The organism is Mucilaginibacter mali, from assembly GCF_013283875.1.
Lineage (GTDB): Bacteria > Bacteroidota > Bacteroidia > Sphingobacteriales > Sphingobacteriaceae > Mucilaginibacter > Mucilaginibacter mali.
Window position 1 is genome coordinate 5241915 of sequence record NZ_CP054139.1, and the last position, 13337, is coordinate 5255251.

15 protein-coding genes are annotated in these 13337 nt (G+C 47.7%); 3 read left to right on the forward strand and 12 right to left on the reverse strand.

Annotated features, from left to right (window positions below; all coding sequences use genetic code 11):
- Positions 1-25: 25 nt before the first annotated feature.
- Positions 26-649, reverse strand: coding sequence for a lysophospholipid acyltransferase family protein (locus HQ865_RS22200; protein ID WP_173417005.1), 624 nt, complete (start codon positions 647-649; stop codon positions 26-28).
- Positions 646-1467 carry an alpha/beta fold hydrolase gene (locus HQ865_RS22205; RefSeq protein ID WP_173417006.1) on the reverse strand — a complete coding sequence of 274 codons (822 nt, stop codon included), beginning with the start codon at positions 1465-1467 and terminating at the stop codon, positions 646-648. The genes HQ865_RS22200 and HQ865_RS22205 overlap by 4 nt, the downstream gene beginning before the upstream one ends.
- Before the next feature lie 255 nt (positions 1468-1722).
- Between HQ865_RS22205 and fabF the strand changes: the two genes are divergently transcribed.
- Positions 1723-2961 carry a beta-ketoacyl-ACP synthase II gene (fabF, locus tag HQ865_RS22210; protein WP_173417007.1) on the forward strand — a complete coding sequence of 413 codons (1239 nt, stop codon included), beginning with the start codon at positions 1723-1725 and terminating at the stop codon, positions 2959-2961.
- A gap of 279 nt (positions 2962-3240) precedes the next feature.
- Here fabF and HQ865_RS22215 read toward each other — a convergent pair whose 3' ends face one another.
- The gene (locus tag HQ865_RS22215) at positions 3241-4803 is read right to left on the reverse strand and encodes a Do family serine endopeptidase (RefSeq protein ID WP_173417008.1); all 1563 of its coding nucleotides are present in this window, start codon (positions 4801-4803) and stop codon (positions 3241-3243) included.
- A 200-nt stretch (positions 4804-5003) separates the two neighbouring features.
- Between HQ865_RS22215 and dapF the strand changes: the two genes are divergently transcribed.
- Positions 5004-5789 (forward strand): diaminopimelate epimerase, encoded by a 786-nt coding sequence (dapF, locus tag HQ865_RS22220; RefSeq protein ID WP_173417009.1) that lies wholly within the window; start codon positions 5004-5006, stop codon positions 5787-5789.
- 169 nt (positions 5790-5958) lie between these two features.
- Here the strand turns inward: dapF and HQ865_RS22225 are convergent, their stop codons facing one another.
- The 9 genes from HQ865_RS22225 to hpt all read right to left on the reverse strand — a co-directional run bounded on the left by HQ865_RS22225 (position 5959) and on the right by hpt (position 11829).
- Complete coding sequence (locus HQ865_RS22225) at positions 5959-6537, reverse strand: outer membrane beta-barrel protein (protein WP_173417010.1); 579 nt, start codon at positions 6535-6537, stop codon at positions 5959-5961.
- A 308-nt stretch (positions 6538-6845) separates the two neighbouring features.
- Positions 6846-7622, reverse strand: coding sequence for an enoyl-CoA hydratase/isomerase family protein (locus tag HQ865_RS22230; RefSeq protein ID WP_173417011.1), 777 nt, complete (start codon positions 7620-7622; stop codon positions 6846-6848).
- 129 nt (positions 7623-7751) lie between these two features.
- Positions 7752-8174 carry a cobalamin B12-binding domain-containing protein gene (locus HQ865_RS22235; protein ID WP_173417012.1) on the reverse strand — a complete coding sequence of 141 codons (423 nt, stop codon included), beginning with the start codon at positions 8172-8174 and terminating at the stop codon, positions 7752-7754.
- Between the two features lie 329 nt (positions 8175-8503).
- Positions 8504-8923 (reverse strand): HIT family protein, encoded by a 420-nt coding sequence (locus HQ865_RS22240; protein ID WP_173417013.1) that lies wholly within the window; start codon positions 8921-8923, stop codon positions 8504-8506.
- A gap of 79 nt (positions 8924-9002) precedes the next feature.
- Positions 9003-9476 (reverse strand): transcription elongation factor GreA, encoded by a 474-nt coding sequence (gene greA, locus HQ865_RS22245; RefSeq protein ID WP_173417014.1) that lies wholly within the window; start codon positions 9474-9476, stop codon positions 9003-9005.
- 199 nt (positions 9477-9675) lie between these two features.
- Entirely contained in the window at positions 9676-10602 is a 927-nt protein-coding gene (locus HQ865_RS22250) for a 2-hydroxyacid dehydrogenase (RefSeq protein ID WP_173417015.1), read from the reverse strand.
- 39 nt (positions 10603-10641) lie between these two features.
- Positions 10642-10902 (reverse strand): type II toxin-antitoxin system RelE/ParE family toxin, encoded by a 261-nt coding sequence (locus tag HQ865_RS22255; RefSeq protein ID WP_173417016.1) that lies wholly within the window; start codon positions 10900-10902, stop codon positions 10642-10644.
- Entirely contained in the window at positions 10886-11125 is a 240-nt protein-coding gene (locus HQ865_RS22260; RefSeq protein WP_173417017.1) for a hypothetical protein, read from the reverse strand. Before HQ865_RS22260 ends, HQ865_RS22255 begins: the two co-directional genes overlap by 17 nt.
- A gap of 167 nt (positions 11126-11292) precedes the next feature.
- Positions 11293-11829, reverse strand: a complete 537-nt coding sequence (hpt, locus tag HQ865_RS22265) for a hypoxanthine phosphoribosyltransferase (RefSeq protein ID WP_173417018.1) — start codon at positions 11827-11829, stop codon at positions 11293-11295.
- A gap of 75 nt (positions 11830-11904) precedes the next feature.
- Between hpt and HQ865_RS22270 the strand changes: the two genes are divergently transcribed.
- The gene (locus HQ865_RS22270; protein WP_173417892.1) at positions 11905-13134 is read left to right on the forward strand and encodes a M16 family metallopeptidase; all 1230 of its coding nucleotides are present in this window, start codon (positions 11905-11907) and stop codon (positions 13132-13134) included.
- Positions 13135-13337 lie beyond the last annotated feature (203 nt).

The following is a 13337-nucleotide window of genomic DNA, read 5'->3' on the forward strand; positions in this document are numbered from 1 at the left end:
TACATAAAATTCTATTGCATCCGCATCAGTGCTGCACATTAACCTGTTCTTCAAGGGATTTTTTATGGTGTTCGTTTATCTGCGCTTTCAGCCGTTCAAAGTCGAAGTCGCGGTTGGTGCCACAATCCAGCAGGTGGAAATATACCGATGGTTTAAAGCTTTCAAAATACTCGATAAAGGCGCTGTAGTAAATGATCTGGCAATCGCCTTTTATTTTTTTTACGATGTGGGCTATACCGCGCTCGATATTGATCCCGGTAGCATGATTAGACACCAGTTCGCCCTGCGGGAAAACTGTGACCATATTGTTGGGGTCGTTCAATAATTCGGCTGTATAATTAAGGGAAGTGATCACCTCTTTGGAATGACGGTCGATAGAAAAGCCACCCATATATCGCAGCCATTTGCGTGCTTCTATATGATCGTGCTGCATCATGATATGAAATTTGTGGTGCAACACTTTGGCGGTTATCCAATCAGACCAAAAACCGTCCCACCAGCTAAAATGGTTGCACAATAATAAAACAGAATGCCCCGGTTTAATATCAATGGTATTATGCTGTATTACCCTGAAATGCGTACGCATACGGAAGTACACATACTTGCGGAAAAGATATTGGGCAATATTGTTACGGCGATGCGTGATCATATACAACGACAATTTAGCAGATATTCGTCTAATTGCGATGTTACCAGCCAGTGCCCCATCGGCACCTCATGTATTTCGGCCCTTTTTATTTGGCTTAATACCGGCATAGCCGCGCTTTTTGGGAAAAGCAGATCGCTTTTCCCAAAAATAAACACGCATTTAATATCGTGCCGGTTAAGCACCCTGATCACTTTAGCGGTATCGGGCTTTAACTGCTTAATGAGGTTAAGCGTGTAATAAACGTCCAGTCGCTTTTTGGGTGTGTCAATTTCGTTGTAAGCAATGGTATGCAGGTTATCATCAATCACCCCAAGCCGCTTCAGGCTCCTGAGTGCCGACGGCGCCATCCATTTGCTTTTGGTAGTACTGCGGAATAGCTGTCGGCCCAGGAAGTTATGTTGTATAAATTGGAACCCTTTGTACGGCGCCAGTCCATCGGGGGCCATTAATATGATCTCATCAATCCAATCCGGAAATTCCTCCAGCAATATCAGGGCGATATCGGCACCTATGGAATAGGCCATCAGCGATACCTTTTGCTGACCGTATTTTTTAAACCACTCCAGCAGATACAGCTTTGCCATTTGCCGGGGCATGCCGGTAATAATTTGCTTTTCTGTCCAGCCCTCCAGTGTACTATCGCCATGAAAAAAATGATCGAAGCCATAGATCTTATACTTGCCTATCACCGACTTATCGAGCACATGAAATTGCCGCCCCGTCATGCCGTAGCCATGAAAAGCCAGCATGGGTTTAGCCCCCCTGCCATATTCGTGAAAATGAACCTTGCCCAAACCGGACAGCTGCAAAAAACCCATAAGCGACAATGATAACGAATATTTCTACCCCTCCCAAACCCTCCCCGTAAGGGAGGGCTAAAAAATATTATTAAGGCAATTTAACCACAAAGTTCACAAAGAAATAGCAAACTCATTAGCACAAAGAACACAGCGGTTTTTAAACTTAAATCATCGGTAACAAAGGCTTTGTGCCCTTTGGGGTTAAATTACCGCTAACATCTTCCCGACTTTCGGTCTTGCGCACTTCCCGACTTTCTGATTACCTTTGCCCCTATGAAACGTGTTGTAATTACAGGCATGGGCGTGATAGCCCCTAACGGAAATAATATTAATGAATTTTGGGGCAATGTAGTGAACGGCGTTAGCGCCGCCGCGCCCATCACCCGTTTTGATGCCGAGAAGTTTAAAACGCGCTTCGCCTCGCAGATCCGGAACTATAACCCGGCTTTAGACCTCGACCGCAACGATATTAAGCGTGGCGACCTCTACTCGCAATACGCGCTGATTGCCGCCAGGCAGGCCATTGCCGATTCGGGCTTCGATATCAGCACCATGTCGCCATTTGATGTGGGGGTGATCTTCGGCTCGGCGCAGGGTGGGTTCGAAACTTTTGAACAACAATTGGTTGAATATCATGCCAGCGAACATCAGCCGCATTTCAACCCGTTCTTTATCCCTAAAACGCTCATCAATATGGCTTCGGGTTTGATATCTATTAAGTATGGTTTTATGGGCATCAACTTTACCACGGTTACCGCCTGTGCCAGCTCAAACACCGCTATGATGGAGGCCATGAACTATATCCGCTGGGGTAAAGCCAAGATCATCGTTACCGGTGGTTCGGATGCGCCAGTTACTGAGGCATCTATCGGCGGTTACAACGCGTTGAAAGCATTATCAACCCGTAACGATGACCCAACCAAAGCATCGCGCCCATTTGATGTTGACCGCGACGGCTTTGTAATGGGCGAGGGTTCAGGCGTATTGGTTTTAGAGGAATACGAACACGCAAAAGCCCGCGGCGCGCATATCTACGCCGAGGTGGCCGGTGCAGCCATGACATCGGACGCTTATCACATAACCGCCACCCATCCGCAGGGATTGGGAGCTATACAAGCCATGAAATCGGCACTGAATGATGCCGGTTTAAATAAGGAAGATATCGGCTTCCTGAATGCCCACGCTACCTCAACCCCCGTTGGTGATCAAAGCGAGGCCATCGGCATCCATTCGGTTTATGGCGACAGCAAAAACCTGTTTGTAAGTGCCAGTAAATCCATCACCGGGCACCTGCTGGGCGCGGCCGGAGCAATAGAAGCCATCATCGCTGTAAAATCAATTACCGAAGGCGTAATTCCGCCAACTATTAATACTACCACTATCGATCCGCATATCCCTGCCGGCCTGCAAATTGTAACCGGCGATGCCATTCAGCACAACGTGAAGGCGGCCATGAGCAATACCTTTGGCTTTGGCGGGCATAATGGGGTGGTGGTGATGAAGAGGGTGTAGCCCCGGCCCTCTAAAGGGTAATAGCCCATGATTAGACAGTTCCCTCCCCATGGGAGGGAATCGCCACGCCCCACGCTTTTTATCGCACGTTGTCTAATCATGGGCTATTACTCTCTAAAGGGGGACTGAATGTGCAGATGCGGGAATGTGCAGATATGCAAATGATATATTAATGTAGAGTAGAGCCAGATAATTATCTGGCTCTACAGTTTATATAAAATAAAAGCCTCCCGGTAAATACCAGGAGGCTTTCAAATTTATAATCACTCTTTTAAAATCTTAACGCAGCGAGAACGCGTTGTTGAATTTGCTGCCGTCTGGGTTGATACCCGACAGGAATAGCATGCCGCGGCGGTTGCTGGCGTCGAGGCCTTTTTCTACGTCTTCCACGCTGTTAACCGGGGTTTTGTTTACACCGGTGATGATAGAACCTGTGGTTAAGCCTAAATCATCAAACATACCGCCTTGTGTTACACCGGTAACCATTACGCCCGATGTTACATGGTGCTCGTCCTTTTGTGCCTGGGTAAGGGCTTTAAGCGTACCACCCAGTTTGCCAAACAGCTGCGCGCTGCCGCCGTTTGCTGCAAGGGTGCTGGCATTACCGGCATCACCCTTCAGGGTTACGGTAAAGTTCTTCTCCTGATTATCGCGGCTAACGGTGATATTTACCTTATCGCCCGGCGCCTTACGGCCAATATGCTCGGTCAGGTCAGACGATTCGGTAACCAGCGTGCCATCAACCTTAGTGATGATATCACCCGATTTGATACCGGCTGATTCGGCACCACCCGCAGGTACTACCTTATCTACATATAAACCAATGGTACGGTCTTTTACACCTACCAGTTCGGCCTGGTCGCTGTTGCTCAGGTCAACATATGTTACACCCAGATAACCACGTTTAACCGAACCGTATTGTTTAATATCGTTCAATACCTTTTTAGCAAGGTTGATAGGGATGGCAAAACCATAACCTTCATAACTACCAGTGTGCGAAGCAATGGCCGAGTTGATACCGATCAGTTCGCCCTTGGTGTTTACCAGTGCGCCGCCGCTGTTGCCCGGATTAATGGCCGCGTCGGTTTGGATAAATGATTCGATACCTGAATTAGCTTTTGGCTTAGGCGCATTGCGCGATGGCGAGAAGAAATTGCCATTGCTATCATCATCGTCATCATTTTGTGTACCGATGATACCTATGCCACGACCTTTAGCACTTACGATACCGGCAGTAACGGTCGAGGTCAGGTTGAAGGGGTTACCCACAGCCAGCACCCATTCGCCTACACGCACATCGTCGCTGTTGCCTAATTTAACGATCGGCAGGTTGGTAGCGCTTACCTTGATCAGGGCCAGGTCGGTATTAGGGTCTCTGCCTATTACCTTAGCTTCCAAAATGCGGTGATCGTTAGTGGTTACCTGGATCTTTTCGGCCTTATCAACCACGTGGTTGTTGGTTACGATATAACCATCAGGCGAAATAATTACACCCGAACCCGATGCCTGCGGCGCGCGTGGTGCCTGCCTTTGGCCACGTTGCGAACGCTGACCGAACATCTGTCCAAACATATCTTCCATGCTGCTGCCACCTTGCGATGCGGCATAAGTGGTGCGGATATAAACAACGGCAGGCGTTACAGCCGCGGCGGCAACGGTAAAATCAGTTTCGCCGGCCGATGATGTGATATTTGATGGTAATGGATTGTTGGTAAAATAAACCTTTTGTTTTTCTTCAAAGCTAAGTCCGTCATTATACTTAGTCTCCATAATTTTGTAGGCCCCAATGGCCATAGCGCCGCCCACAAAGGCGGTTAGCAGTGTTAAACCAAACTTTTTCATATTATTATTCACTTTTCGTTTACTTAGTTTAAACAGGTTTAGTTTCGTTTTTCAAATTTAATACCAATAAGACTACATCAGCAACAATTAGTTAACGCTTATTTTGTTAAAAAATGTTAAATGGACAGGCCACCGTCATTTATACCTGTTTACAGTGGCCAATGTTTTACTGCACACAATTAATTGCTTAATATTGAACTGTGAAAATTCCGTTTTATAAATACCAGGGCGCAGGCAACGATTTTGTGCTGATCGACAACCGCGATTTAGCTATCGATCATCATAATCCAGCTATGATAGCCCGGCTGTGCGACCGCCGCTTCGGTATCGGCGGCGATGGCATCATGTTCCTGCAAAGCAAGGAGGGCTACGATTTTGAGATGGTTTATTATAACGCCGATGGCCAGCCCAGCAGCATGTGCGGCAATGGTGGCCGTTGTATTGTAGCCTTTGCCAAATTTTTAGGCGTGATAGATACCGAGACTGAATTTTTGGCTGTCGACGGCCCGCATTATGCCAAAATTTCAGTAAGCGGCGATTGGGTGAGCCTGCACATGATTGATGTAGACACCGTAAGCCGTGATGCCGATGATTACGTGATCAACACCGGTTCGCCGCATTATATCCAAAAAGCGACAGGTTTAGCCGATAAGGATGTGTATGCCGATGGATACGCCATCCGCAATAACGATACTTACAAAGCCAAAGGCATCAACGTAAATTTTGTGGAGCCGATGGACGAGGGCTACTTTGTACGCACTTTCGAGCGTGGCGTTGAAGACGAAACTTATGCCTGCGGAACCGGCGTTACTGCCGTAGCCCTGGCTATGGCAGTAGAGAATGGCAAAACCGGTGCCCTTACCACTCCCATAAAAGTATTGGGCGGTAATCTGAATATCCGCTTTAATTACGATGGTAAGGTGTTTAACGATATTTATTTAGAGGGGCCAGCAGTGCAAGTGTTTGCGGGAGAGGTGGAGATATAGCCCCATACCGTCATCCTGAGCGATAGCGAAGGATCCCAAACTATGTACGTCCGCCCTGCTTATCTGGGATCCTTCGCTATCGCTCAGGATGACGGGACCATGTATATAAAAAACGGCGACCCAAATTGGGCCGCCGTTTTCTGTTTTTCAAAGATAGGTAGGGCTTTGATTACAAATTGAACGAGTATGCAGCACGCAGGCCAACAAAATTGATCTTATTGCCGCCGCCATTAGTATAGCTGGTAGAACCCTCGTAACGCACACCCAGGTCGAGGTTGCTGCTGGCATTAAGCGGCAACAACACGCCTACCTGCGGGGCGTAAATAAACGCGGTCGACTTATCAAAACCCAGGTCTTTTTTGTTCAGCAGGAAACCGGCACCGGCTTCGCCCTGTACGTAAAAGTTATTTACCGGGAAGAATTTTAAACCCGCTTTGGCCGGCAGTAAATGAATGTCCTGCACGTTAACGGTAGTAGAACCAACGGTGATGGATTTACCAAAAATATTGTTGTAACCCGCGTTAACGGTAACAAATAACTGGCTGGCAATTGGCAGGTCGATCTGTGCCGAACCGCCCAGGTTCCAGTTATACTTGTCGGACAGGGCCCCTGTCGGGATACCGGCATCGGCACTGATACTTAAACGTGGACCATTAGCTGGGGTACTTGAAGATTTAGTTTGTGCTTTTGCGCCAAAGGTGAAAGCGGCTAACGCTAATACTAAGGCTGAAATTTTTAATGTTTTCATGATGTTATGTATTTAGATCAATGTCTTTCTTTTTGTTAAAAGACGAGGCAAAGTAAACGCATAAACCGAATACGATTTTTCATCGCATTGTCATGAATATTTAATCAATTGATTAACAATAAATTAATTTTTGACCGATTTGGTTTAATGGTCAGCTTATTGTAAATAAAGTGGGTTTCTGTCATCTGAGTGCGGTTTTTTATGCGGGTGATTAAACCACAAAGGGACCTCACACTGCCCTCTCCAGAGGAGAGGGTTCTAAAAAACTGCAAAAAGCCCCCTCCTCCGGGGAGAGTTTGGGAGGGGTTTTACTTCCCCGTAAACACTGGCTTGCGCTTATTCAGGAAGGCATCCACGCCTTCTTTCATATCCTGCGTACCGAAGCAATTACCAAAGGCGGCAATCTCTTTTTCAAAGCCATCTGGGCTACCGGCAGCGTTAACGGCATTAATGGCGGCTGCTACGGCCAGTGGCGCGCGTTGCAGTATCTTGTTCAGGATTTCTTCGGCTTTGGCAAGCAGATCAGCCTGTGGGGTTACGTGGTTTACCAGGCCGTGCTGCAGGGCTTGGTCGGCGCTGAGCATGTCCGATGTCAGGATCATTTCCATGGCTTTGCCCTTACCCACCAGTTTGGGCAGGCGCTGGGTACCGCCGTAACCGGGTATCAGGCCCAGGGTTAACTCGGGCAGGCCCATCTTAGCATTATCGCTGGCTACGCGGATGTGGCAGGCCATCGCCAATTCCAACCCGCCGCCTAAGGCAAAGCCGTTTACCGCAGCGATGACCGGTTTCGGGCCGTTCTCTATCAAATCGAAAACGCTGGTTTGGCCAACGCGGGCCAGTTCCTTGCCACCCTCAGCATCCAACGCCGGGAAGCCGGAAATATCCGCCCCGGCCACAAAAGCCTTGGTGCCCGCCCCGGTGATAATGATGCCGCCGGTTTGCCCATCAACAAAGGCAGCTGTTAAAGCAGCGTGCAATTCTTCAAGGGTTTCCTTGTTAAGGGCGTTCAGCTTGGCTTCGCGGTTAATGGTGATGTATTGGATGCGGTCTTTGCTTTCGGTAAGGATGTTTTGGTAGGCCATGGTGATGTTACTTAATTAAATAAACCGTCATGCTGAGCGATAGCGAAGCATCCCCGGTTAGCAAGTCGGAAATGCATAGTTTGGGATGCTTCGCTATCGCTCAGGATGACGGGTTGGTGTTGTTATCTTTTAAAAATTACGGTGCTCGTGCACCCAATCGGTAATATACTTTACAATATCAACAGTGCTTGTTCCGGGCGGGAATAGTTCGCCAACACCCTGAGCCTTTAATTCGGCCATATCATTGGCGGGGATAATGCCGCCGCCGGTTACCAGCACATCGTCCATTCCTTTCTCTTTAATAAGCGCCAGTATTTTGGGGAATACCGTCATGTGGGCGCCGGAAAGGATGGAGATGCCGATGGCGTCCACGTCTTCCTGCAGGGCGGTGTTTACCACCATTTCGGGGGTTTGGCGCAAGCCGGTGTAAATTACCTCCATGCCGGCATCGCGCAGGGATGTGGCAATGATACGCGCGCCGCGGTCGTGCCCGTCGAGCCCAACTTTGGCAACTAATACACGTATTGGGCGGTTAAATGGGTTTGTGCTCATAAATTGGTTGATACAAACATCAGCAAAAAAATCCGCCTTGCAAAGTGGTTTAAACTCACCCCGACAGCGCTTCGCTGGTCGGCCCTATCTTCGCTGCGCGGGGCAGCGGGCAGGAGTAATTAAAGAGTAATCTTTATCCCCTCTTTTCGCGTAGCGAAGAGAGGGTGGTCGGGCGAAGCAACGACCGGGTGAATCTATGCGTGCGGCAAGTCACCGCAACAGGTTCGGTAGCGGATCGTCTTATAATCATCAGGCGTTCCGATAGGAACGCCTGATGATTATCTGGGTTATTATTTCTACCAACCAAAAATTCCTAACGGAACTTCACTTTACGCCTGCCCCTCCCGGTATTCCTCACGCAAGGCATCTTTGATCTTCTGCGTAGTGGCTTCAAATTGTTCGGGGGTAAACTTCAGTTTAGGGTTGCTGAAGTTGATATCGTTTGCCTCGTTCATGGGGATGAGGTGGATATGCGCGTGCGGCACTTCCAAACCCATTACCACCACGCCGATGCGGGCGCAGGGGATGGCGGCCTTTAAGCCACCGGCTACAATTTTGGCAAACAGCTGCAGGCCGGTATAGGTCTCGTCATCCAGATCGAAAAGGTAATCCACCTCTTTTTTAGGGATCACCAGCAGGTGGCCCTCGGTAAGCGGACTAATATCAAGAAAAGCCAAAAAATCGTTGCTTTCGGCTACCTTATACGCGGGTATATCCCCGGCTATTATTTTTGTGAAAATGCTTGCCATTTTAGTTGATTACGTTTATTGGGTTGATTAAGTGAGTAGTTCAGAACTTAATCAACCTACTCACCCAATCAACCACTCACTACCGTGAAATTTCCAATATCTCAAACTCCATTTTGCCGGCGGGTACCTGGATCTCGGTTTTTTCGCCAACCTTTTTGCCCAGCAGGCCTTTGGCTATGGGCGATGTTACCGAGATCTTACCGGCCTTCAGGTCGGCTTCTGTTTCCGATACCAGCTGGTAGCTCATGGTAGCGCCGTTCTTTACGTTCTTTATTTTTACGATGGAAAGGGCCAGTACCTTCGATGTATCCAGCTTCGATTCGTCAAGCAGGCGCGCGCCCGATAAAACTTCTTCCAGTTTGGCAATTTTTGCTTCGTGCAGGCCCTGCGCCTCTTTAGCCGCGTCGTATTCGGCGTTTTCAGAAAGGTCGCCTTTATCACGGGCTTCAGCAATAGCCTTAGCTATTTGCGCGCGTCCCGATGTTTTTAACTGTTGTAATTCGTCCTTTAATTTCTCTAAACCTTCTTTGGTGTAATAGGTAACTTCTGCCATGGCACAATTATTTTATCCTGTTGCTTAAAGCCAAAAAAAAACCGCCCTCCCCGTTTTAAGAAGGACGTTATGGCTGTTCATTAAAAACAAACAAGACTACGTTGGCCGGTCGGCCCGCATAGTCTTGCCTTTGTTGTAAAACGAAGATAAGCTATTTAAGTTTTAATTTCCAAATTTTTTTGGCCGGATATAAGGTCCTTTACCCGGCAAACCCGGCCAGCTTTTGTGCCAGCACCTCGCTTAATTTACGGTACGAGTCGAAAGTCCAACCTGCTACATGCGGCGTTAACAATATTTTGCCGCATTGTATCAGTTCATCAAACCAGGGCTGCTGCCCTAATGCCGGAAATTTTTCTACCTCAAGCACATCAAGCCCGGCGCCTAATATTTTGCCTTGTTTAATGGCGTTGAGCACCGCCTGCGTTTTTACCACCTTGCCACGCGCGGTATTGATGAGGAAGATGGGCTTTTTAAAGTGGAACAAGTATTCATCATCTACCATGCCATTAGTTTCGGGCGTTAGGGGGATGTGGAAGCTCAGCACATCGCTGTGTTTTACTATTTCTTCCATGCTCACTTCGCGGGCGTATTGATCGCTAAAACCGGTGCGGTATTTATCGTAAGCGATAACGTTTACCTCAAACCCGCTGATCTTGCGGGCAAAGCTTTTGCCCATGTGGCCGTAGCCGATAATGCCTACGGTTTTGCCTTTTAGTTCGTACCCCCGGTTGGCTTGGCGCTTCCAGCTTCCGGCGCGGATCTCGGCATCGGCACGGTTAAAATTGTTCATGAGGGATAACAGCATGCCGATGGCATGTTCGCCCACCGCGTCTGAATTACCCTCGGGGGCGTTCATCAGTTCGATGCCTTTGCCGATGGCGTAATCCTCGTCGATATTATCCATACCGGCACCCGCCCGGCAGATGAATTTAAGGCGAGTCGCGGCATCCAGCACCGCCTTATCTACCTGGAATTTAGAGCGGATCAGTAAGCCCTGGTAATTGCCGATAATAGCAAAGGCTTCATCGGGTTTAATATCGGGGCGGTATTCGCAAACGTAGCCAAGGGCTTCGGTTTGTTCTATAAAAATGGGGTGTATATCGTCTACGATGAGGATGTTTTTCATTTAAGAAGTTAGTATTTATTTTTTGCCGGATCCTGGCGGTTATCCCAAAAGGTAAGTAAATAAATATGCGTTTTCGTTACCCGGTACAAGTGAGTTTTGTTTGCCGATAACTGCCTTGCGCACACGTTTGCTTTTAGACGCTTTAAATATATAAGGATTTAATGCAATATTATTTAATAGCTGCTGAGTTCTTTTAACGAAGTTAGCTACTTCTCTATCGGTCCAATTTGCGCTTAAATAATCTAAAACTTGAAGATAGGTTGCTTCTGCTTCATTCGACCATTCAATCTTTAATGCCATATTTTACCTTAATATCATGCATTACCAATTCATGATCCCGAACCCTCCCATTTTCTACGTCCTTTAAACCTCTTTCTAAACTTTCTTTTACGTACAAAGGCAAGTCATCATAAAAATCATGTTCTTTTTCCCCAAACACCAATTTCAGACGCTCTATTACTTCACGGCTATTCGTTTCCAGTAACTGCTTCATCAATTCGATTTTTTCTGCCTGTAAGTCCATAATCAAATATAATAATTATAAAACACTTATAAATTAAGCATGCAGCAGAAAATTGTTTAAGAGATGTCATCAAACTATGTCAATTGCCGGCACAACCGCCCTGCTAATCGGGGATGCTTCGCTATCGCTCTGCATGACGTCGGGGTTATGTTTGGGGCGATGCGGGCTTACACTTTCTTATAAATATCCCGCAAGTTCCGCCCCTGCTCTTTATAATCAAGCCCGTAGCCAACCACAAAGTCGTTGCCGATGTTGAAGCCTACATACTCCAGTTCTTCAACCGAGATCTCCATAGACATGGGTTTAAGCAGCAGCGAACATACTTTTATCGATGCGGGGTTGCGCTGGTATAGCTTTTCTACCAGGTAGTTCAGGGTGTTACCGGTATCCACAATATCTTCCACAATAATTACGTGGCGGTCTTTAATGTCCAGTACCAGGTCGATATCCTCGCGTATTTTGCCGCTGGTGGCGGTGCCGCCGTAGTACGATGCCAGTTTGGTAAAGGTAACCTCGCAGGGGATGCTAACGTTTTTGATCAGGTCGGCGATGAACAGGAAACAACCGTTCAGCACGCCGATAAAGATGGGGGTCTTATCCGCGTAATCTTCATTTAAATGTTCAGCTATCTCGGCAATACGGGTTTGTATCGTATCATGAGGTATCAGTTTTTCAAATTCCAGATCGGCTACGGTAGTTTTCATCCCACTAAATTAAAAATTAATAGCAGAACGCGAAAAATATTATCCTTTAGATAACAGTATATTTACAGCCGAATGATAGACTACCAGGTACATACGTTGCCCAACGGCATACGGCTTTTATTTAAACATTCGGCATCGCCCATTACCCATTGCTGCTTTATGGTGAATGCCGGCGCGCGCGATGAAAAGGACGGCAAAGACGGACTGGCACACTTTATTGAGCACCTGCTGTTTAAGGAAACCCAGCGCCGCGGCACCACACAGATCCTGAACCACCTTGAACTGGTAGGCGCCGACCTTAACGCCTATACCACCAAAGAGTATACCTGCCTGCACGCCTCGCTGCTGAAGCAACATTTGGAACGGGCGCTCGACCTGTTTGAAGATCTGGTGTTCCACTCCACCTTCCCCGATGATGAGATGCAAAAGGAGCGCGGGGTGATCCTTGACGAAATTGCCAGCTACCTCGATCAGCCCGAAGAGGCCATACAGGACGATTTTGAGGGCATCCTGTTTAAAGGGCACCCCATCGGCAATAATATTTTGGGCACGCCCGAATCGGTAAACGCGCTGAGCAAGGCCGATATCGACGATTTTATCGACAGCAATTACAACACATCGCAAATGGTTTTCGGCGTGTTTGGCGATTATGATTTTAACAAGCTGATCAAGCTGTTCGGCAAATATTTTGAACGGGTTAAACCCAACCACAAGCAAGAAGCACGCATAGCGCCGGCCGCAGTTTTGGGCCAGACGCATATCTTGAAAAAGCCCATCTCGCAAACGCATTGCATTATTGGCAGCAGGGCTTATCCATCCAATCACCCGGATAGATACGGTCTTTTATTATTGAATAACCTGTTGGGCGGAATGGGTATGACCAGTCGCCTTAATTTAGAGATCCGTGAGAAGCACGGCATCGCCTACACTATAGAATCGGCTTACACCTCGTTTACCGATACCGGCATCTTTAACATCTACTTTGGTACCGATGCCGAAAAAGCTGATAAAGCCCTGCGGCTGACCCATAAGGAACTGAAAAAGCTGCGCGATAATAAATTGGGCCCTACCCAATTGCACCAGGCCAAGCAAAAGTTCATCGGCCAGATAGCCCTTGCCGAAGAGAACCGCATGAGCCTGATCCTATCCATGGCCAAAAGCCTGATGGATTTTAACCGGGTAGATTCGCTGGAAGAGGTTTTTGCAAAGATAAACGCCGTTACAGCCGAACAGCTGCTGGCTATTAGTAACGAGGTGCTGGATGCAAATGCGTTATCTACCTTGATATTTGAGCCGGGGGAGTAAGCTCAGAACTTGTCATTGCGAGCGATAGCGTGGCAATCCCGTAGTGTGTTTACATGCGATGAGATCATTAATGTTTTTAATTGTTTGTTAAAGGCATTAATGAGATCCCGTTGGTCGGTTGTCCGCGTCGCCCCATCGCATCACCGCCCTTGCTTCTCTGCAATTACAATTGGGCTTTAAACAAAAAACCCGTTTAAAAGATC

Excerpts from the sequence above, each read along its gene's own strand:
- HQ865_RS22260 (WP_173417017.1), bottom strand. The coding sequence starts at position 11,125 with ATGGACTTACAGGCAGAAAAAATCGAATTGATGAAGCAGTTACTGGAA.
- HQ865_RS22230 (WP_173417011.1), bottom strand. The coding sequence starts at position 7,622 with ATGGCCTACCAAAACATCCTTACCGAAAGCAAAGACCGCATCCAATAC.
- HQ865_RS22255 (WP_173417016.1), bottom strand. The coding sequence starts at position 10,902 with ATGGCATTAAAGATTGAATGGTCGAATGAAGCAGAAGCAACCTATCTT.
- HQ865_RS22240 (WP_173417013.1), bottom strand. The coding sequence starts at position 8,923 with ATGGCAAGCATTTTCACAAAAATAATAGCCGGGGATATACCCGCGTAT.
- greA (WP_173417014.1), bottom strand. The coding sequence starts at position 9,476 with ATGGCAGAAGTTACCTATTACACCAAAGAAGGTTTAGAGAAATTAAAG.
- HQ865_RS22215 (WP_173417008.1), bottom strand. The coding sequence starts at position 4,803 with ATGAAAAAGTTTGGTTTAACACTGCTAACCGCCTTTGTGGGCGGCGCT.
- fabF (WP_173417007.1), top strand. The coding sequence starts at position 1,723 with ATGAAACGTGTTGTAATTACAGGCATGGGCGTGATAGCCCCTAACGGA.
- HQ865_RS22200 (WP_173417005.1), bottom strand. The coding sequence starts at position 649 with ATGATCACGCATCGCCGTAACAATATTGCCCAATATCTTTTCCGCAAG.
- HQ865_RS22250 (WP_173417015.1), bottom strand. The coding sequence starts at position 10,602 with ATGAAAAACATCCTCATCGTAGACGATATACACCCCATTTTTATAGAA.
- HQ865_RS22205 (WP_173417006.1), bottom strand. The coding sequence starts at position 1,467 with ATGGGTTTTTTGCAGCTGTCCGGTTTGGGCAAGGTTCATTTTCACGAA.
- HQ865_RS22235 (WP_173417012.1), bottom strand. The coding sequence starts at position 8,174 with ATGAGCACAAACCCATTTAACCGCCCAATACGTGTATTAGTTGCCAAA.
- HQ865_RS22225 (WP_173417010.1), bottom strand. The coding sequence starts at position 6,537 with ATGAAAACATTAAAAATTTCAGCCTTAGTATTAGCGTTAGCCGCTTTC.
- hpt (WP_173417018.1), bottom strand. The coding sequence starts at position 11,829 with ATGAAAACTACCGTAGCCGATCTGGAATTTGAAAAACTGATACCTCAT.